Below are 18,800 nucleotides of genomic sequence, written 5' to 3' on the forward strand. Positions count from 1 at the left end.
ACAGCTCCTGGCTCTTCGGGACATTTTCTGGGAACGTGCACACACACTCTCGGCGGCGCATGGCCAACATAACCGCACAGCAACAACCATTGACAAGTGTCGGTTTCGTTTCTCTACTGTGAACGCTCACAGCGCCTCTCTCGGCCACCTCGCCGAGGCGCTCGCCGGTCTCGTCAGGGGAGAAACCATGAAATACCGCACCGTCGCGGTGACCACCGCCGCCGCTCTCGCCGCCACCGCCCTGCTCTCGGGGTGCGGCTCGGACGACGGCGGCGACGAGCCGGCCGCCTCGGGACCGGCCTCGCTCACGTACTGGGCGTGGGCGCCCGGCCTGGACAAGGTCGCGGACATCTGGAACAAGGGGCCGGGCAGGGAGGCCGGCATCACCGTCACGGTGAAGAAGCAGGCGTCGGGCGACGACCTCGTCACCAAGATCATCACGGCGGCGAAGGCGCACAAGGCCCCCGACCTGGTCCAGGCCGAGTACCAGGCGCTCCCCACCCTCGTCTCCAACGACGTCCTCGCGGACATATCCGAGGAGGCGGGGGACGCGAAGGGCGACTTCGCCGAGGGCATCTGGCAGCAGGCCACGCTCGGTTCGGACGCCCTGTACGCCCTGCCGCAGGACTCGGGCCCGCTGATGTTCTACTACCGCCAGGACCTCTTCGAGCAGTACGGCCTCACGGTGCCGACGACCTGGGACGAGTTCGCCGGGACCGCCCGCGCGCTGAAGAAGAAGGCGCCGGACAAGGACCTCACCACCTTCTCCTCGAACGACTCGGGTCTCTTCGCGGGCCTCGCCCAGCAGGCGGGCGCGCAGTGGTGGACGGCCGGCGGCGACAAGTGGAAGGTCGCCATCGACGACCCGGCGACGCGGAAGGTCGCGGACTTCTGGGGCGGCCTCGTCAAGGAGGGCGCCATCGACAACCAGCCGATGTACACCCCCGCCTGGAACAAGGCTCTCAACACCGGCAAGCAGGTCGCCTGGGTCAGCGCGGTCTGGGCCCCCGGGACCCTGACCACCGCCGCGCCCGACACCAAGGGCAAGTGGGCGATGGCCCCGCTCCCGCAGTGGACCGCGGGTGAGAACGTCACCGGCAGCTGGGGCGGCTCCTCCACGGCCGTCACCAACGACTCCAAGAACAAGAAGGCGGCCGCCACCTTCGCGAAGTGGCTGAACACGGACCCGGCGGCGCTCGCCGCTCTGGTGAAGGAGAGCGGCATCTACCCCGCCGCGACCGCCGCCCAGACCGGTGGCGCGCTCGCGAAGGCGCCGGACTACTTCTCCGACCAGCCCGCCTTCTACACCGAGGCCGCCAAGATCGCCCAGGGCACCGCCCCGGCCGCCTGGGGACCGAACGTCAACGTCGCGTACAGCGCCTTCAAGGACAACTTCGCGACCGCCGCCAAGAACAGGTCCGACTTCGGTGCCGCACTGACGGCGATGCAGGACGCCACTGTCGCGGACCTGAAGAAGCAGGGCTTCGGGGTCTCCGAGTGACACGCGCACCCCGCGGGAAGGCGTCCGGGGTCAGGAGCGCCCCGTACGTCTTCCTGATCCCCGCCACCGTCCTGTTCCTGCTCTTCTTCGCCCTGCCCATCGGCTACGCCGTCCACCTCAGCTTCCGCCGGACCGAGGTCAAGGGGCTCGGGCTCGGCAAGGGCGCCCGGGAGGAGATCTGGGCCGGCCTCGCCAACTACACCGACGCGCTCTCCGACCCGGAGCTGCTCCACGGGGCGCTGCGCATCCTCGGCTACGGCGCGATCGTCGTCCCGGTGATGCTCGGCCTCGCCCTGCTCTTCGCCCTGCTCCTGGACACCGACGGGCTCCGGGTGCGCGGCTTCACCAGGCTGGCGATCTTCCTGCCGTACGCGATCCCGGGCGTCATCGCCGCGCTGATGTGGGGCTTCCTCTACCTGCCCGACGTCAGTCCCTTCCTGTACGTGCTCGACGCGATGGGGCTCCCGGAGCCCGATCTGCTGGACGGCGGACCGCTGTACCTCTCGTTGGCGAACATCGCGGTCTGGGGCGGCACCGGCTTCAACATGATCGTGATCTACACCTCGCTGCGGGCGATCCCCGCCGAGATCTTCGAGGCCGCGCGGCTCGACGGCTGCTCGCAGCTCCAGATCGCGCTGCGGATCAAGATCCCGATGGTGGCGCCGTCGCTGATCCTGACCTTCTTCTTCTCGATCATCGCGACGCTCCAGGTCTTCAGCGAGCCCACCACCCTGAAGCCGCTGACCAACTCCCTCTCCACCACCTGGAGTCCGCTGATGAAGGTCTACCAGGACGCCTTCGTCAACAACGACATCCACGCGGCGTCCGCCCAGGCGGTCATCATCGCCCTGGTCACCCTCCTCCTGTCCTTCGGCTTCCTCAAGGCAGCCAACTCCCGTACGAAGCAGGGAGATTCCCGATGAGCACCCAGCCCCTCGCCGCCGGCCGCCGACGCCTCCCGCTCGTCCCGACGGCCGCGCTGCTGCTCGGCGCCGTGTACTGCCTGCTGCCCGTCCTGTGGGTCCTGGTCGCGTCGACGAAGTCCGGCGGCGAGCTGTTCTCCACCTTCACCTTCCTGCCCGGCTCCGGCTTCGCGGACAACCTCGCCGACCTCACGGAGTACCGCGACGGGGTGTACTGGAGGTGGATGGCCAACTCGGCCTTCTACGCGGGGGTGGGCGCCCTGCTGTCGACCGCGGTGTCGGCGGTCTCGGGGTACGCGCTGGCCGTGTACCGCTTCCGGGGGAAGGAGACGGTCTTCAACATCCTGCTCGCCGGGGTTCTGATGCCCCCGGTGATCCTCGCCGTGCCGCAGTACCTGCTGCTGGCCGAGGCCGACATGACCGACTCCTACCTCTCGGTGCTGCTGCCGTTGATCCTCTCCCCGTACGGCGTCTACCTCGCCCGGATCTACGCGTCGGCCGCGGTGCCGGCCGACGTGATCGAGGCGGGGCGGATGGACGGCGGCGGCGAGTGGCGGATCTTCCGGACCATCGCGCTGCCGATGATGCTGCCGGGACTGGTGACGGTGTTCCTGTTCCAGTTCGTGGCGGTCTGGAACAACTTCCTGCTGCCCTACATCATGCTCGGCGACGACGAGAAGTTCCCGGTGACCCTGGGGCTCTACACGCTGCTCCAGCAGGGGGCGACCACCCCGGCGCTCTACACGCTGGTCATCGCCGGCGCGCTGCTGGCGATCATCCCGCTGATCGTCCTGTTCCTCGTGATCCAGCGGTTCTGGAGCCTCGACCTGCTCTCCGGCGCCGTAAAGTCCTGACTGCTCCTCAACAGGGCGTCTCTTCATGAAAGATCGAGCACCATGAGCCGCACAGAACAGAACGGCGCGGGACGCCGCAGGCCGCCGACGATCCACGACGTCGCCCGGGAGGCCGGGGTCTCCCGGGGCACGGTCTCGCGGGTGCTCAACGGCGGTCACAACGTCAGCCCGGCCGCACTCGACGCGGTTCAGTCCGCCATCCGCAGGACCGGGTACACCGTGAACCGGCACGCCCGGTCCCTGATCACCGGGCGCTCAGACTCGGTGGCGTTCCTGCTGACCGAGCCGCAGGAGCGCTTCTTCGAGGACCCGAACTTCAACGTGCTGCTGCGCGGCTGCACCACCGCGCTCGCCGCGCACGACATCCCGCTGCTGCTGATGATCGCAGGCACGGAGGCGGAGCGCCGTCGCAACATGCGCTACATCGCCGGGCACGTGGACGGGGTGCTGCTGGTCTCCAGCCACTCAGGCGACCCGGTCGCCGCGCAGCTGTACGAGGCCGGCGTCCCGCTGGTGGCCTGCGGGAAGCCGCTCGGTCAGGGGTCCCGCGTCAGCTACGTGGCGGCGGACGACCGCAACGGCGCCCGTGACATGGTGCGCTTCCTGCACGAGTCGGGGCGGCGCCGGATCGCCACGGTCACCGGGCCGCTGGACACCCCGGGCGGTGTGGACCGGCTGGCGGGCTACCGCGAGACGCTCACCGAGTGCGGGCTGCCCGTCGACGAGTCCCTGATCGTGCCGGGCGACTACAGCCGGGCCGGCGGTGAGGCCGCGGCATCGCTGCTGTTGGAGCGGGCGCCCGACGTGGACGCGGTGTTCGTCGCGTCGGACCTCATGGCGCAGGGGGTGCTGAGCACGCTGGAGCGGGCGGGGCGCAGGGTGCCGCAGGACGTCGCGGTCGGCGGGTTCGACGACTCCCCCGCCGCGCTCGCCGCGCGTCCCGAGCTGACGACGGTCCGCCAGCCGTGGGACCGGATCAGCGCCGAGATGGTGCGGGTGCTCCTGGCGCAGATCGGCGGGGAGGACCCGGCCGCGGTCATCCTCCCCACGGAGCTGGTGCGCCGCGAGTCGGCGTAGGGGCCGGCGGGTCTCGGCCCGGGGCGGCCGGGGCCGTCGGCCGGCCGGGGCCTCGGCTCGCGGGGGCAGTCGGCCGGCTCGAGCCGGGGGCGTCAGCCCAGCCGCATGGCCAGCACCTGTCCGGGCCAGGTCCCGGACAGGAAGCGGTCCGTGGGGGCGAAGCCGTTGCGCTCGTAGTACGCGACCAGTTCCCCTCCCCCGCCCGCCCAGCAGTCGACCCGCAGCAGATCGACTCCCGCCCGCCGGGTCTCCTCCACGGCGTGGGCCAGCAGGGCCGCGCCGATGCCCCGGCCGGCGTGCGTCCGGTCGGAGACCAGCAGGCGTACGTACCGCTCCGGTTCCCCGGCCGCGGCGATCGGCATCCGGGGGCTGGGGCCGTGGTCGAGCACCATCGCCCCGACGGGCTCGCCGTCCAGCTCCGCGACGTACGGCGCGTTCTCGTTGGTGTAGCGCTCGACCCGGGCGGCCCCGCCGGTGGTCTGCGAATACGGGACCGTGCCCCACTGTTCGGTGTTGCCGCGGGCGTTCATCCAGGCCACGGCGGCATCGAGCATGTCCAGGATGACCGGTGCGTCGGCCGGGGTGCCCGGCCTGATCCGTAGGTCGTGCGCCGTCATGTCGTTCACGGCCGAAGTCTCCCACGGGGGCCGTCCGGTGTGCCGTACTCCCCGGCTTCCGACGGTCTCCGCGCGGGTGGTGCGGGAAGATCGCCGTTCGCGCCACCTGCGCGGGGCGGAAGGGCCGGATGTTCGAGGACGGCAACTCGGCCGGCCGTCGGGGTGGTCCGGCCTGGGGCTCACGCGGCATCTCGCCCTGGACGTCGAACCGTTCTGGTTCCGTGCCGTCGTCGCCGGGGACCGGGACGTCATCGGCGGCCTCGGCGACTGCGAGGACGCCTGGCAGGTGGGCCCGGACGTGCCTGCCACCGGGGTCCTGGCAGGCTACCGCCGGGAGGCGGAGCTCGCCGACGCGATCATCACCGCCACGTCGGCGGACACCCTCCTGGCGTGGTGACCGCAGCACCTCTTCGGCGACCGGCCCGGGAGCTCATCGACGGCCGCCGCCGGCTGGTCCTGACCTCGTAGGGCCGGTCGGACACCCGCCTACTGACGGGTCGTCAGGACGGATGCCCGGTGCGCCGCGGGGCCTTCGGGCGGTCAGGCGGCCTCCAGCGCCGCGAGCTCAGCCTCGGCGCGCTCGGTGACCAGGGCGAGGACACGGCCGGCGGCGGCCAGGTCCTCGGCCGGGATCCCGCCCCAGACGCGGGCGGAGACGGGGGCCGTCTCCGCGGCCACGGCCGCGAACAGTTCGCGCCCCGCGTCCGTGGGCCGGAGGTGCGGTCCGGCCTCGACGAGCAGCCCCTCGGCCAGGAGTTCGTCGAGGATGACACGGATGTCGGCCGGATCGGCCTTGAGGAAGCCCCGGACCTGGGTGACGAGGTCGTCCGGCGTCTGCGGGGCCTCGGCGGTGACGGCGGCGCGCAGGGTGACCTGCTGCGGGAACGTGGCGCCGTGCCGCGTGAGGAAGTGCTCCAGGACGCCGCGGGCGGCGTGGTGGGCCAGGCCGAGGGTGCGGGCGTCGGCGGCGGGTGCGGTGGTGGAGGCGGTGGTCGTCATGGCGTCGTCCCCTGAGTGGTCTCGTCGTTCGGTACGGACGGAGCGAGAGGTACGTCGAGCAGGGTCGTCAGCTCGTCGGTGAACGCACGTGTCCGCGGACCGTCGAGGCCGCCGAGTGGCTCCAGCAACTGCTGAAGGAGCTGCTGGACCGCTGTGATGGCCTGCCGCGTGACGTCCTGGCCCCGCTCGGTGAGGGCGAGCTGCACGGCACGCGGGTCGCGGGGATCGCGGGTGCGCTCGATCAGCCCGGAGGCCTCCAGGGCGCGCGCCAGCTTGGAGACGTACAGCGCCTCCAGGCCGGTGTGGTCGGCGAGCCCGCGCTGGCTGGGCCGCTCACCGGTGCGCCGCATGCCGTGCAGCGACGCCACCAGCGCGTACTGCGCGTGTGTGAGACCCAGCGGAGCCAGCGCGCGATCGACGGCGACCCGCCACTTGTTGGCGAGCCGCCACACCAGAAAGCCGGGCGTGGGCTCCGGCGAAGTCCTGCTCATGACACATAGAGTACATGGCTACTATGTCCATGGCTACTGTTTTCGGGCCGTCCCGGATCACCCCGGTGGGCGCCCGGAGCCCGCGCCGATCCGACGCCGAGCGCTCAGCGCTTGGTCACGTACCTGGTCAGGACCAGGCCGCCGGGAAACGTCCGGGTCTCCACCAGGCTCAGGTTCACCCGGTGGTCCAGGGCCGTGAAGAACGGCGTGCCGCCGCCCACCAGGACCGGATGGGTGACCATCGCGTACTCGTCGATCAGCCCGGCCCGCATGGCCGCCGCGGCGAGTGTGGCACCGGCGATGTCCATGGGGCCGCCGTCGTCGGCCTTGAGCCTGGTGATCTCGGTGACCGCGTCGCCGGTGACCAGACGGGTGTTCCGGTCGACCGTGCCGGTCGTGGAGGAGAACACCACCTTCGGCATGTCCCGCCAGCGGCCGGCGTACTCGATCACCGCCGGTGTGGCACCCGGCTGCTTGTCGGCGGTCGGCCAGTGGGAGCTCATCGCCTCCCACAGCTTGCGCCCGTACAGTGCCAGGCCCGTCGCGCCCACCCGGTCGGACCACCACTGGAACAGCTCGTCGCTCGGCTCGCTCCAGCCGATGTCGTCGCCGGGCGCGGCGATGTAGCCGTCCAGGCTGACGTTCATGGCAAAGGCCAGTTTCCGCATGGCGTCATGCCTCCGTGAGTCGGTGTTCGGCGTACAGACCGGTACGGCGCGGAGAAGACACCGGCCGGCCCGCACTGCCGCAGTACATACCGGATTCACCGCGGCGGGGCCGGAAGGGCGGGGCCGGCGTGGCGATCGAACCGGTGACCGAGCTCGGAAGCGGGCGCGCGCTCCGGCCGCCGCGCGCCCGGGTGGCACTCCCGGCCGCCCCCCTCGCCGTACACCGCGGGGGCCGAGCGGCGCCTCGTGACACCCCTCGTTCGCGGCTGGTGACAGCGTGCTCACCGGCAGCCCCGCCCCCGGGGCGCGGCTCACGGCACCGGGGGACGGGGCTGCCGCAGGCGGCCTCAGGCCGTCAGCGCGGGATAGTCGGTGTAGCCCTTCGCATCGCCGCCGAAGAAGGTGGACGGGTCCGGAGTGTTGAACGGTCCACCGGCCCTCAGCCGGGCCGGAAGGTCCGGGTTGGCGAGGAACAGCGCACCGTAGGCGATGATGTCGGCGATCCCGTCGTCGATGACCGCGTGGTGCTCGGGCCCGGTCGGCCCGTCGGAGAACACGTTGATGACGAGCGTCCCGGTGAACCGCTTGCGCAGCGCGAGCGTCAGCTCACGCGTGTCGGCCTGCTCCAGCACGTGCAGGTAGGCCAGGCCGAGCGGCTCCAGCTCCGCGACGAGCGCCGTGTAGAGCGCGTCGGGCTCGGGCTCCTCGATTCCGTTGTAGGGGTTTCCGGGCGAGATCCGCAGCGCGGTGCGCTCGGCACCGATCTCGGCGGCGACCGACTTGACCACTTCCACCGCGAACCGGATGCGGGCGGCCTCCGAGCCGCCCCACCCGTCGGTGCGCAGGTTGGTGTTGGGGGCCAGGAACTGCTGGATCAGGTAGCCGTTGGCGCCGTGCAGTTCGACGCCGTCGAAGCCCGCCTCCACGGCGTTGCGGGAGGCCGTGACGAAGTCGCCGACGGTCGCGCGGATCTCCGCGTCGGTCAGCTCGCGCGGCTCGACGAAGTCCTTCGGGCCCACGTGGGTGTAGACCTGTCCGGGCGCCGTGACCGGGGAGGGCGCCACCGGGGTCAGTCCGTCCGGCAGCAGGACGGGGTGACCGATCCGGCCCGCGTGCATGATCTGGGCGAAGATCCGGCCGCCGGCCGCGTGGACCGAGTCGGTGACCTTGCGCCAGGAGGCGACCTGCTCGGCACTGTGCAGACCCGGGGTCGACGGGTATCCCTGGCCCACCACGGACGGCTGGATGCCCTCGGTGATGATCAGCCCGGCCGAGGCGCGCTGGGTGTAGTAGTCGACGGTGAGGTCGGTGGCCGTGCCCCCCTCGCCGGCCCTGCTGCGGGTCATCGGCGCGAGGGCGATGCGGTTGGAGAGCTGAGTACCGGAAAGGTCGATGGGATCGAACACGGTGGTCATGGGAGCCTCCGGGAGATTATGTGGTCGGCCAAGTAATCGACGCGAGGCCACTGTAACGCATTAATTGGCCGACCAAGGTAATATGCGCAGGGACGTCATGAACCCGGCCTCGAACCGGGCAGCGGCACCGCACTGAGGAGTCACGATGCAGGCCGACACCCGCACCTCCGCCGATCCCGCCTGCGTCGGCGGGCTGCCGAGCGCGGCCCTCGGCGGCCCTGTCAGCCACGCCGTCTCACGGGTCGCCCGGCTGCACCGGAGTACGGCGGGCCGACTGCTCAGGGGGCTGGGGCTCTACCCGGGCCAGGAGTTCCTGATGATGCACCTGTGGGACACCGGGGCGGTCCGCCAGGCCGAGCTGATCAAGGCCGTGGACCTCGACCCGTCCACCGTCACCAAGATGCTCCAGCGCCTCGAACAGGCCGGGCACGTGAGCCGTCGCCCCGACCCGGACGACCGCCGGGCCGTCCTGGTCGAGGCGACGGAGAAGAGCTGCGCCCTGCGCGCCGAGGTGCGCGACGCCTGGTCGGGCCTGGAGGAGCAGACTCTCGCCGGGCTCGGACCGGCCGAGCGCGCGGAGCTGACGCGGCTGCTCGCCCGGGTGGAGGAGAACCTCTGCCAGGGGTCCGGGGACTGCCCCGCGCCGTGACCCGGGCTCTCCGGACAGCACGTCCGGGCCGGAGTCAGCCGGACAGCACCTCCAGGGCGCGGTCGACGTCGGCCTCGGTGTTGTACAGGTGGAGGGCCGCCCGCAGGTTCCCCGCCCGGGCCGAGACCATCACCCCGGCCGCCGCCAGATCGGGCTCCTTGCCGCCCAGGCCGGGCACGGCGACGATCGCCGAGGTCCCGGGCACCGCGGCGTGGCCGAGGGACGCCAGCCCCTCCCGGAAGCGGGCGGCGAGCCGGGTGGCACGGACGTGCACGGCCTCCACCCCGACCTCGGCCAGCAGCCCCAGGGACTGCTCGGCCCCGTGGTAGGCGAGGAACGCGACCGGTTCGTCGAAACGCCGGGCATCGGCGGCGAGCTTCTCGACCGGCCCGTACGTGCTGCCCCAGCGGTCCTCCGCCGCGGCCCAGTTCGCGAAGAGCGTCGGCAGGGCCTCCTGCGCCTCCTCGGTCACGGTCAGGAACGACGAACCCCGGGGGCACATGAGGAACTTGTACCCGCCGGTGACGGTGTAGTCGTACGCCCCGGCGTCCAGCGGCAGCCATCCCGCCGACTGGCTGGCGTCGAGCATCGTCCGCACTCCGTGTGCGGCAGCAGCCGCGCGGACCGCGTCCAGGTCCGCGACCCGGCCGTCGGCCGACTGGACGGCCGAGAAGGCGACGAGCGCGGTACCGGGCCGCACCGCGTCCGCCAGCTCCGTCAGCGGGACGTAGCGCATCTTGAGGTCACCCCGCGCGGCGAACGGGCTGACGACGGAACTGAACTCCCCGGTCGGCGCCAGGACTTCGGCCCCCGACGGGAGGGATGCCGCGACGAGCCCCACATGCGCGGCGACGGAGCCGCCGACCGCCACCCGGGCGGCCGGGACACCGGCGAGCCGCGCGAAGCCGGCGCGGGCGGCGTCCACCGAGTCGAAGCTGCCCACACCGCCCCGGACACCCAGGGCGCTCTCACCGGCCAGCTTCATGACGGCCTCGACGGCCCGGCGGGGCAGCAGCCCGCAGGTCGAGGTGTTGAGATACGTGGATTCGGATGCGAATTCACTTGCCCTGACCTGGTCGATCGCAGAATTCTCCATGCGGTCCAGCCTGACGGCCGCTCAACTCCACGTCAATCACGCATCTTTGAGCGGCACACCCAAGACATCCTTATACGCGCTGGTCGGACACCTCCACCTGCGGGACTTCACAGACCCCGTCGGCGTCGCACGCCGCGGCGTCCCCGCCGACCTGGGTGAGACGGGTGGCCTGACGGTCCTTCCACGCCTGCTCCAGGGCCTGCACGAAGACCTCGGCGGGCTGTCCCCCCGAGATGCCGTAGCGCCGGTCGAAGACGAAGAAGGGCACCGCGTTGGCACCCAGCTCCGAGGCCTCGCGCTCATCGGCCCGCACGTCAGCGGCGTACGCCTCGGGGTCGGCCAGCACCGCACGCGCCTCGTCGGCGTCGAGCCCCGCCTCGACGGCCAGGCCGGCCAGCACCACGTCGTCGAAGACCGAGCGCTCCTCGGCGAAATTGGCCCGGTAGACGAGCGTCAGCAGCTCGTCCTGGCGCCCGCGGGCCTTGGCGAGGTGGAGCAGCCGGTGGATGTCGAAGGTGCTGCCGTGATCGCGCCCCTCGGTGCGGTAGCCGAGCCCCTCGGCCTGGGCGTTCGCCGCGACGTTGGCCTCCATGCCGCGGGCCTCCTCGACGGTGCGCCCGTACTTCTGCGCCAGCATGTCGAGGACCTGCTCCGTGTCGCCCTTGGCCCGGCCCGGGTCGAGCTCGAAGGAGCGGTGGACCACCTCGACCTCGTCACGGTGGGCGAAGCCGGCGAGCCCCTTCTCGAAGCGGGCCTTTCCGACGTAGCACCACGGGCAGGCGATGTCGCTCCATATCTCGACGCGCATGACTCTTCTACTCTCCAGCTCTGCAGTCCCGGTGCGGAGGGGGCCTCCGCCGCCGGTTCAACGCAGGACCCGGGCACCTGATTCCCCGCGGGCCCCCGAAGCCCCGGAAGCGACTCGGCCGAAGGAGGTGCGGTAGGCGCTCGGGGGCAGCCCGAGCCTGCGCCGAATGTGCCGGCGCATCGCATCGGAGGAGCCGAGACCGCTGGCGCAGGCGACCTGGTCCAGGGGCAGGGTCGTGGTCTCCAGCAGCTCGCGGGCACGCTCGATGCGCTGGTGCAGCAGCCACTGGAGCGGGCTGAGCCCCGTCTCGGCGTGAAGGCAGAGGTCGAGCGCCGCACCGTGCCACCGGGCCTCGCCGGCGAAGAGGGGCCCGGCACGGACCGAGGGCCCGGATCCTCTCGGATCCGGGCCCTCGGTCTCTGTGGGCGCGGGTTTGTCAGCTGCCGTCGCGCAGGTCGCCGAGGCCGGTGGGCCGGAAGACGATCCTGTCGAACGACGCGGTGCAGCCGTCGCCCGTGGGTGACTGGACGAGGAAGCCCACGCGGGCCGCGGCCCGCTCCTCCTCCGTGCCGAGGGTGAACACCCGGACGAAGGTCCACCGCTCACCGTCCGCCGAGGCGTGGAAGGCGAAGGAACTGCCGACACGACTGAGGCGCATCCAGTGGCTGTTCCCCTCCACCACGGCGGAGTTCACGTCGTCGGAGTGGCCCCGCGTGACCACGGTGCAGACCGTGGGGCGCTTTGGGGAGAGCTCCAGACAGAGCTTCGCCCACTCCCGCTCGCCGACGTGGAGGTAGAGGACCCCCGCGTCGAAGGCGGCGGCGAAGCCGACGTCCACCCGGGCGATCAGCTGGAAGTCGCCCTCGGGCACGCCACCGAGCAGGCGCGGTGCGTCGGACGCGGGCTCCAGGCTCTCGCCGCCTGGCGGGACGAAACGGTCCTGCTTCGCACCCGCCGAGCCGGTCAGCACGCCGTCGGCGTACGCCCATCCGCCCTCGGGACCCGCCGGTTCCAGGGGGAACGGGAGCTCGGGGAGGTGTACGGCCGTCATGCGCGGCGCCCGTCGACCCGGCGCGGCAGGTTCTGCGGGTTGTCCTCGCGGAGCTCCGGGGGCAGCAGCGCCTCGGGGGTCGACTGGTAGCTGACCGGGCGCAGCCAGCGCTCGATCGCCGTGGCGCCGACCGAGGTCGAGGTGGAGGTGGTGGCCGGGTAGGGGCCGCCGTGGTGCTGGGCTGGTGCGACGGCGACACCGGTCGGCCAGCCGTTGACCAGGACGCGTCCGGCCACCGGGGTCAGCTCGGCCAGGAGCCCGGCGGCGCTGCCGTCGGCCTCCTCGGTGGCGATCTGGAGGGTGGCGGTGAGGTTGCCCGGCAGCCGGGAGAGCACGGCGGTGATCTCGTCCGGCGTCTCGTAGCGGGCGACGACGGTGACCGGGCCGAAGCACTCCTCCAGGAGGGCGTCGTGGGGCCCCTCCTGCGCGAGGCGCTGCGCCGGCACGGTGAAGAAGCCCGGGGAGACCGTGTGTTCGCCGCCCGCGCCCGGGGTGACCGGAGCCTCGACGTCCGGGAGGGAGGCGCGCTCGGCCACCCCGTGGACGAAGGCGTCGCGCATCCGGTGGTCGAGCATGACACCGGCGCCGGTGCCGCTGACGGTCTCGGTCAGCGACTTCAGCAGCTGGTCGCCCGCCTCGCCGGAGGGGGCGAACACGAAGCCGGGCTTGGTGCAGAACTGCCCGGCGCCCATGGTCATCGAGCCGCCGAGTCCGGCGCCGATCTGCTCACCGCGCTCGGCGGCTGCCGCTTCGGTGACGACGACGGGGTTGAGCGAGCCGAGCTCGCCGTGGAAGGGGATCGGGGTGGGCCGGGCCGCCGCCGCGTCGAAGAGGGCGCGGCCACCGCGGATCGAGCCGGTGAATCCGGCGGCGGAGACGAGCGGGTGCTTCACCAGCTCGACACCCGCCTCGAAGCCGTGGACCACGGTCAGGACGTCCTCGGGAAGGCCGTTCTGCGCCGCGGCCCTGCGCAGCAGCGAGGCGCAGATCTCCGAGGTCGCGGGGTGGTCGGGGTGCGCCTTGACGACGACCGGGCAGCCCGCGGCGAGCGCGCTGGCGGTGTCGCCGCCCGGGACGGAGAAGGCGAGCGGGAAGTTGCTGGCGGCGTAGACGGCGACGACACCGAGCGGGATCTTGTAGCGGCGCAGGTCCGGCCAGGGCGGGGTCCGGCTGCCGTCCTCGTGGTCGATGTGGATGTCGAGGAAGGCCCCCTCGTCGACGACCTCGGCGAAGGCCCGCAGCTGGGCGGCCGTGCGGGCGAGTTCGCCGGTCAGCCGGGCCGGGCCGAGCGCGGTCTCCGCGTCGGCCGCCTCGATGACGTGTTCCTGGGCCTCGGCGAGGAGGTCGGCCGCGGTGCGCAGGAAGGCGGCGCGCACGGTGCGGTCGGCCAGCGCGCCGCGCACGGCGTGCGCCGCCCGGACCGCACGGTCGACCTCCTCCGCTGTAGCCTCCACCGCAACCTGCTCGCGCGGGTTCCCCGTACGGGGGTCGACGCTCCAGACTGGTGCTGCTGCCACCGTATTTCCTTCCGTTCCACTGCCACACAGGAGAAGTTGTTCGGTATTCTGAACAGCGTTCCTGAACGTGAATACACAGGAACTCTATTTCCGGGCGCTCCGTGTTGGCAAGAAGTCGCAGGGTCGTGCAAGAAGGCTGGAAGGGGCACAAGGGATGTCGGTCGGCGAGCCCGGTGGGGCACAGGTCAAGTCCGCGGTACGGACGGTGGAACTCCTCGAATACTTCGCGGGGCGCCCCGGCATGCACTCGCTGGCCGCTGTGCAGGAGGCCGTCGGCTACCCCAAGTCCAGCCTCTACATGCTGCTGCGCACCCTGGTGGAGCTCGGCTGGGTGGAGACCGACGCCACGGGCACGCGCTACGGGATCGGCGTGAGGGCCCTGCTCGTCGGCACCTCCTACATCGACGGCGACGAGGTCGTGGCGGCCGCCCGCCCCACTCTGGACCGGCTCTCCGACGACACCACGGAGACCATCCACCTGGCCCGGCTCGACGGGACGAACGTGGTCTACCTCGCCACCCGGCAGTCCCAGCACTACCTGCGTCCCTTCACCCGTGTCGGCCGCCGGCTGCCCGCCCACTCCACCTCGCTCGGCAAGGCGCTGCTGGCGACCCACAGTGACGAGCAGGTCCGCACGATGCTGCCCGAGACCCTGCCGGCGCTGACCGAGCACACCCTCACCGACCGCGAGAAGCTCATCGAGGAACTGCACGTCATCCGCGAGCAGGGATACGCGGTGGACCGCGAGGAGAACACCCTGGGTCTGCGCTGCTTCGGCGTCGCGGTCCCGTACCGCACGCCGTCGCGCGACGCGATCAGCTGCTCGGTCCCGGTCGCCCGGCTCACCCCGGCGCACGAGCAGATGGTCAAGGACGCCCTCTTCGACGCCCGCGACCGGCTCACCCTGGCGACCCGCAGGCTCTGACCGCCGGGCACGCCGTACCGGCCCCGGGGCCGGTACGGCGTGCCTGAGAAAGCGGTGAGAAGGAACACGAACGGGAACGCCCCAGGTGTCCCCGTTCGTCCCTCCAGCGGGATGAACAAGACGATCAGGCGCGCCTCGGTCTTCTGTCTGCTCATGGTCCTCGCCCTGCTGGTGCGGGTGACCTGGGTGCAGGCGTACGACGGCCGGGCGCTCGCAGACGACGAACACAACCGGCGGAACACGATCGCGCAGTACGCGCAGCCGCTCGGCGACATCATCGTGGCCGGATCCCCGGTCACCGGTTCGAAGGAGACGGACGGCGACGACCTCCGCTACAAGCGCACCTACCCCCAGGGCGATCTGTACGCGTCGGTCACCGGCTACAGCTCCCAGGCCTACGGCGCCACGCAGCTGGAGGGCATCTACAGCGATGTCCTCGACGGCACCGACGACCGGCTCAAGAATCCCGCGGATCTGATCACCGGCAAGCAGACGGCCCCCGGAGACGTGCTGACGACCATCGACCCCGGTGTGCAGAAGGCCGCCTACGACGCACTCGGCGACGACCGGGGCGCGGCCGTCGCGATGGACCCGGAGACCGGGCGGATCCTGGGGATGGTCTCCTCGCCCTCGTACGATCCGTCCGACATCAGCGGGACGGGGGACTCCGGCACCTGGCAGAAGCTGCTCGACGACACGAGCAAGCCCCTGGTCAACCGGGCACTGCGGCAGCCGCTGCCGCCCGGCTCGACGTTCAAGCTGGTGGTGGCCTCGGCGGCGCTGGAGAACGGCCTGTACGACTCGGTCGACGAGGCCACGGACAGCCCCGATCCGTACACACTGCCGGGCACGAGCACGGTCCTGAGGAACGAGAACGCCTCGGCGCCCTGCGAGAACGCCACGCTGCGCACCGCGCTCCAGTACTCCTGCAACACCGTCTTCGCCAAGGTCGCGGCCGATCTCGGCCAGGACAAGCTGAAGGAGATGGCCGACGCCTTCGGTTTCGACACGAAGGAGCTGGACGTGCCCGTGCGGGCGTCCGAGAGCGTCTACCCGAAGGACATGGACAAGGCGCAGACCGCGCTGACCGGCATCGGGCAGTTCGAGGTGACCGCCACCCCGATGCAGATGGCCATGGTCTCCGCGGCCCTCGGCAACGGCGGTGAGCTGGCCTCGCCCCACATGGTCTCCAAGGTGAAGGACGCCGACGGCTCCACGCTGCAGGAGTACCCGGACGGCGACACCGAGCGCGTCGTGAAGGAGTCGACGGCCGAGCAGCTGCGCAGCGCGATGGTCACGGTCGTGGAGGAGGGCACCGGGAGCAACGCGAAGATCGACGGCGCCGAGGTCGGCGGCAAGACGGGGACCGCGCAGAACGGCGTGGACAACAGCAACACCCCGTACGCCTGGTTCACCTCGTACGCCGAGGACGACTCCACCGGCAAGCAGGTCGCGGTCGCCGTGGTCGTCGAGGACTCCGGGGCGGCCCGTTCCGAGGTCAGCGGCAACGGCCTGGCCGCGCCGATCGCGCAGAAGATGATGAAGGCGGCCCTGAAGGGGTGAGCGCTTCCGCCGCCGCCCGGCCGGGCGGCGGCGGGACGCCCGTGGCTACTTCACCCCGAGCAGCTGCTCGATCGGGTCGATCGCGAAGTACGCGGCGAACAGCGCGGCCGTGCCCCACAGCAGCCAGTGGATCTCCTTGGCCCTGCCGAGGACGGCCTTGATCACGACGTAGGAGACGAATCCCGCGCCGATGCCGTTGGTGATCGAGTACGTGAACGGCATCACGGCGATCGTGAGGAAGGCCGGGATGGCGACCTCGTACTTCTCCCAGTCGATGTGCCTCACCTGCGCCATCAGCATGAAGCCGACGGCGACCAGGGCGGGCGCGGCGGCCTGGGCCGGCACGATCGTGGCCAGGGGGGTGAGGAACAGCGCGACGGCGAAGAGGCCGCCGGTGACGAGGGAGGCGAAGCCGGTACGGGCGCCCTCGCCGACGCCCGCGGCGGACTCGACGTAGGACGTGGCCGAGGAGGCGGACGCAGCGCCGCCCGCGACGGCCGCCGCACCGTCGATGAGCAGGACCCGGCCCAGGCGCGGGACCTTGCCGTCCTCGCCGAGGAGTCCCGCCTCGTGGGAGACGCCGACGACGGTGCCCATGGTGTCGAAGAAGTCGCTCAGCAGCAGGGTGAAGACCAGCAGCACGATGGTGAGGACACCGACCTGCTGGAACGCCCCGAAGAGGCTGAAGGAGCCGATCAGCCCGAAGTCCGGGGCGGCCACGAGGTCGTCGGGGACGGCGGGCACGGTCAGGCCCCACGCGGTGGGGGCGATGTCGGCGATCTCGTTGATGATCACGGCTACGACGGTGGTCACGACGATGCTGATGAGGATGGCACCCTTCGTCCTGCGGGCGAGCAGGGCGACGGTGAGCAGGACGCCGAGGCAGAAGACCAGGACCGGCCATCCGGAGAGATGTCCCGTGGCGCCGAGCTGGACGGGCACGGAACCGGTCTCGCCGGGGATGCGGGAGACGAAGCCGGCGTCGACGAAGCCGATGAACGCGATGAACAGCCCGATGCCGACGCTGATGGCCTGCTTGAGGGACGCGGGGATCGCGTGCATGATCGCCTCGCGCAGCCCGGTGACCACCAGGACGCAGATCAGCAGGCCCTCGATGACGATGAGCCCCATCGCGTCGGGCCAGCTCATGAGGGGGGCGAGCTGGAAGGCGGCGACGGCGTTCAGGCCGAGCCCCGCGGCGAGGGCCAGCGGCAGATTGCCGCCGATCCCCATGACGACGGTCATCACCGCGGCCACCAGGGCGGTGGCGGTGACGAGTTGAGGCCCGGACAGGTGGTCGCCGAACTTGTCCTCGGCCGATCCGAGGATGATCGGGTTGAGCACCAGGATGTAGGCCATCGTGAAGAAGGTGGCGAAGCCACCGCGTATCTCACGTCCGAAGTCCGAACCGCGGGCGCTGATGGAGAAGAAGCGGTCGACCGCTGCCCGCCGGCCGGTCGCCCTGGCCACGGGCCCGTCGGGGACGGCGCCCTCCGGGGACACCGCGGGCTTCGGGACCTCGGCGGCGTCCTCGGCCCTGCTCACGGGCGGGGTGGTCTCAGGTCTGTCCGGCATGGCACTCCTCCTGGTGTACGGATCACGCGACGGTCAGCCGGATTGTGGCCCGGCCACGGGGTTCTCAGGTTTTCGCCGTGTTACGTCTTGCGTGATCACGCCCCGGGCCGGCCTCGTCGTGCTGTTCCCGGTGTGCCGCCGGATCGCCCGCCCGGCGCTTCACCTGACGCAGGGGGGTTCAGGTTTTCGCGGTGTTACGCCTTACTGGAGTCACACACGCGTCGAAGCGCTTCCGGGGCAGGCGTTGGTACGCTCTCGCCCCGCACCCCCCGACTGGGAACGTACACAACCGGTTCGAGCGCGCGGGAATCCCGTGCGGAGGAGCAGAGGAGAGGTTTCCGTGGGCACAGGCGTGGATGATGCTGCTGCCGCCGAGTTCCGGGCGTTCTTCGAGGCGCACTACGCCGAACTCGCCCGGCTCGCCCATCTGCTGACGGGTGAGGCCGACGCGGCGGACGACCTGGCCGCCGACGCGCTCATGGCGCTCTGGCACCGCTGGGACCGGATCAGGGGCGCCGACCACCCGGCGGCCTACGCGAGGGGCGTCGTCGCCAACCTGGCCCGTACGCGCATCCGCAGCGCGGTGCGCGAGCGCCGCCGGATCGCGCTGTTCTGGGCGCCCCGCGGCGCGGGGGACGGCTACGCGGCGGACGGCCCCGACGTGTCGGCGGTGGTCGACGTCCAAGGGGCCCTGCGGCGGCTGCCGTTCCGCAAGCGTGCGTGCGTGGTGCTGCGGCACGCCTTCGACCTGTCCGAACGGGACACCGCCCTCGTCCTCGGTGTGTCGGTCGGTACGGTGAAGAGCCAGACGTCGCGCGGTGTGGCGGAACTCCAGCGGCTGCTCGGATCCGAGACCCCGGCGGCACAGGTACAGGTGGCGGCCGCCGGGCAGCGCACCGGAGGAAGGCTCTGATGGACGAGGACCTGCGGGAGCGGCTGCGCACGGCGGCCGCTTCCCACCGCCCCGACCGGGCCCGGATGCTGGCCCGGGTCGAGCGCGGCATGGGTGAGGAGCCGCCGGCCCGTCCCGCACGCGCCCCGCGCGCGCCGATGCCGTGGCTGCGGGTCGCC

Annotated in this window: 19 protein-coding genes and 1 pseudogene; 9 read left to right on the plus strand and 11 right to left on the minus strand. The window is 71.7% G+C overall.

Annotated features, from left to right (window positions below):
- Positions 1 to 187: 187 nt before the first annotated feature.
- From B9S57_RS01650 to B9S57_RS01665, 4 genes are read left to right on the plus strand one after another with little or no spacing between them, the layout of a single operon-like run.
- The gene (locus tag B9S57_RS01650; protein WP_103513739.1) at positions 188 to 1,501 is read left to right on the plus strand and encodes an extracellular solute-binding protein; all 1,314 of its coding nucleotides are present in this window, start codon (positions 188 to 190) and stop codon (positions 1,499 to 1,501) included.
- Positions 1,498 to 2,424 carry a carbohydrate ABC transporter permease gene (locus B9S57_RS01655; RefSeq protein ID WP_103513740.1) on the plus strand — a complete coding sequence of 309 codons (927 nt, stop codon included), beginning with the start codon at positions 1,498 to 1,500 and terminating at the stop codon, positions 2,422 to 2,424. The genes B9S57_RS01650 and B9S57_RS01655 overlap by 4 nt, the downstream gene beginning before the upstream one ends.
- A complete protein-coding gene (locus B9S57_RS01660; RefSeq protein WP_103513741.1) occupies positions 2,421 to 3,278 on the plus strand; it encodes a carbohydrate ABC transporter permease in 858 nt (285 codons plus the stop codon). Before B9S57_RS01655 ends, B9S57_RS01660 begins: the two co-directional genes overlap by 4 nt.
- A 42-nt stretch (positions 3,279 to 3,320) precedes the next feature.
- The gene (locus tag B9S57_RS01665) at positions 3,321 to 4,355 is read left to right on the plus strand and encodes a LacI family DNA-binding transcriptional regulator (RefSeq protein ID WP_103513742.1); all 1,035 of its coding nucleotides are present in this window, start codon (positions 3,321 to 3,323) and stop codon (positions 4,353 to 4,355) included.
- Between the two features lie 92 nt (positions 4,356 to 4,447).
- Here B9S57_RS01665 and B9S57_RS01670 read toward each other — a convergent pair whose 3' ends face one another.
- Entirely contained in the window at positions 4,448 to 4,972 is a 525-nt protein-coding gene (locus tag B9S57_RS01670; protein WP_103513743.1) for a GNAT family N-acetyltransferase, read from the minus strand.
- A gap of 76 nt (positions 4,973 to 5,048) precedes the next feature.
- Here B9S57_RS01670 and B9S57_RS01675 point away from each other — a divergent pair, with 76 nt between their 5' ends.
- Entirely contained in the window at positions 5,049 to 5,369 is a 321-nt protein-coding gene (locus B9S57_RS01675) for a DUF664 domain-containing protein (protein ID WP_308457372.1), read from the plus strand.
- Between the two features lie 143 nt (positions 5,370 to 5,512).
- Here the strand turns inward: B9S57_RS01675 and B9S57_RS01680 are convergent, their stop codons facing one another.
- The 4 genes from B9S57_RS01680 to B9S57_RS01695 all read right to left on the minus strand — a co-directional run bounded on the left by B9S57_RS01680 (position 5,513) and on the right by B9S57_RS01695 (position 8,545).
- Positions 5,513 to 5,971, minus strand: a complete 459-nt coding sequence (locus B9S57_RS01680) for a MarR family transcriptional regulator (protein ID WP_103513745.1) — start codon at positions 5,969 to 5,971, stop codon at positions 5,513 to 5,515.
- Positions 5,968 to 6,462, minus strand: a complete 495-nt coding sequence (locus B9S57_RS01685; protein WP_103513746.1) for a MarR family winged helix-turn-helix transcriptional regulator — start codon at positions 6,460 to 6,462, stop codon at positions 5,968 to 5,970. Before B9S57_RS01685 ends, B9S57_RS01680 begins: the two co-directional genes overlap by 4 nt.
- A 104-nt stretch (positions 6,463 to 6,566) precedes the next feature.
- Complete coding sequence (locus B9S57_RS01690; protein WP_103513747.1) at positions 6,567 to 7,130, minus strand: dihydrofolate reductase family protein; 564 nt, start codon at positions 7,128 to 7,130, stop codon at positions 6,567 to 6,569.
- A gap of 347 nt (positions 7,131 to 7,477) precedes the next feature.
- Positions 7,478 to 8,545 (minus strand): alkene reductase, encoded by a 1,068-nt coding sequence (locus B9S57_RS01695; RefSeq protein ID WP_103513748.1) that lies wholly within the window; start codon positions 8,543 to 8,545, stop codon positions 7,478 to 7,480.
- Positions 8,546 to 8,690: 145 nt separating this feature from the next.
- On the opposite strand from B9S57_RS01695, the gene B9S57_RS01700 reads away from it, so the two are divergent.
- Complete coding sequence (locus tag B9S57_RS01700; protein WP_103513749.1) at positions 8,691 to 9,194, plus strand: MarR family winged helix-turn-helix transcriptional regulator; 504 nt, start codon at positions 8,691 to 8,693, stop codon at positions 9,192 to 9,194.
- Positions 9,195 to 9,228: 34 nt separating this feature from the next.
- Here B9S57_RS01700 and B9S57_RS01705 read toward each other — a convergent pair whose 3' ends face one another.
- The 5 genes and pseudogenes from B9S57_RS01705 to B9S57_RS01725 form a co-directional block, all read right to left on the minus strand.
- Complete coding sequence (locus tag B9S57_RS01705) at positions 9,229 to 10,290, minus strand: aminotransferase class V-fold PLP-dependent enzyme (RefSeq protein WP_103513750.1); 1,062 nt, start codon at positions 10,288 to 10,290, stop codon at positions 9,229 to 9,231.
- A 70-nt stretch (positions 10,291 to 10,360) separates the two neighbouring features.
- The gene (locus tag B9S57_RS01710) at positions 10,361 to 11,098 is read right to left on the minus strand and encodes a DsbA family oxidoreductase (RefSeq protein WP_103513751.1); all 738 of its coding nucleotides are present in this window, start codon (positions 11,096 to 11,098) and stop codon (positions 10,361 to 10,363) included.
- Positions 11,099 to 11,155: 57 nt separating this feature from the next.
- Positions 11,156 to 11,410: pseudogene (locus B9S57_RS01715) on the minus strand (helix-turn-helix domain-containing protein); the annotation flags it as partial.
- A 124-nt stretch (positions 11,411 to 11,534) separates the two neighbouring features.
- A complete protein-coding gene (locus B9S57_RS01720) occupies positions 11,535 to 12,149 on the minus strand; it encodes a DUF1349 domain-containing protein (protein ID WP_103513752.1) in 615 nt (204 codons plus the stop codon).
- Entirely contained in the window at positions 12,146 to 13,666 is a 1,521-nt protein-coding gene (locus tag B9S57_RS01725; RefSeq protein ID WP_103513753.1) for an aldehyde dehydrogenase (NADP(+)), read from the minus strand. Before B9S57_RS01725 ends, B9S57_RS01720 begins: the two co-directional genes overlap by 4 nt.
- Before the next feature lie 154 nt (positions 13,667 to 13,820).
- Between B9S57_RS01725 and B9S57_RS01730 the strand changes: the two genes are divergently transcribed.
- Both B9S57_RS01730 and B9S57_RS01735 read left to right on the plus strand, forming a co-directional pair.
- A complete protein-coding gene (locus tag B9S57_RS01730) occupies positions 13,821 to 14,591 on the plus strand; it encodes an IclR family transcriptional regulator (protein WP_103513754.1) in 771 nt (256 codons plus the stop codon).
- Positions 14,592 to 14,702: 111 nt separating this feature from the next.
- Entirely contained in the window at positions 14,703 to 16,154 is a 1,452-nt protein-coding gene (locus B9S57_RS01735) for a penicillin-binding protein 2 (protein ID WP_103513755.1), read from the plus strand.
- 45 nt (positions 16,155 to 16,199) lie between these two features.
- On the opposite strand, the gene B9S57_RS01740 is transcribed toward B9S57_RS01735, so the two are convergent.
- Entirely contained in the window at positions 16,200 to 17,729 is a 1,530-nt protein-coding gene (locus B9S57_RS01740; RefSeq protein ID WP_258036172.1) for an NCS2 family permease, read from the minus strand.
- 340 nt (positions 17,730 to 18,069) lie between these two features.
- Between B9S57_RS01740 and B9S57_RS01745 the strand changes: the two genes are divergently transcribed.
- Positions 18,070 to 18,642 (plus strand): SigE family RNA polymerase sigma factor, encoded by a 573-nt coding sequence (locus B9S57_RS01745; protein WP_103513756.1) that lies wholly within the window; start codon positions 18,070 to 18,072, stop codon positions 18,640 to 18,642.
- The last annotated feature ends 158 nt before the right edge of the window (positions 18,643 to 18,800 follow it).

This window comes from Streptomyces sp. SM10, from assembly GCF_002910915.1.
GTDB lineage: Bacteria > Actinomycetota > Actinomycetes > Streptomycetales > Streptomycetaceae > Streptomyces.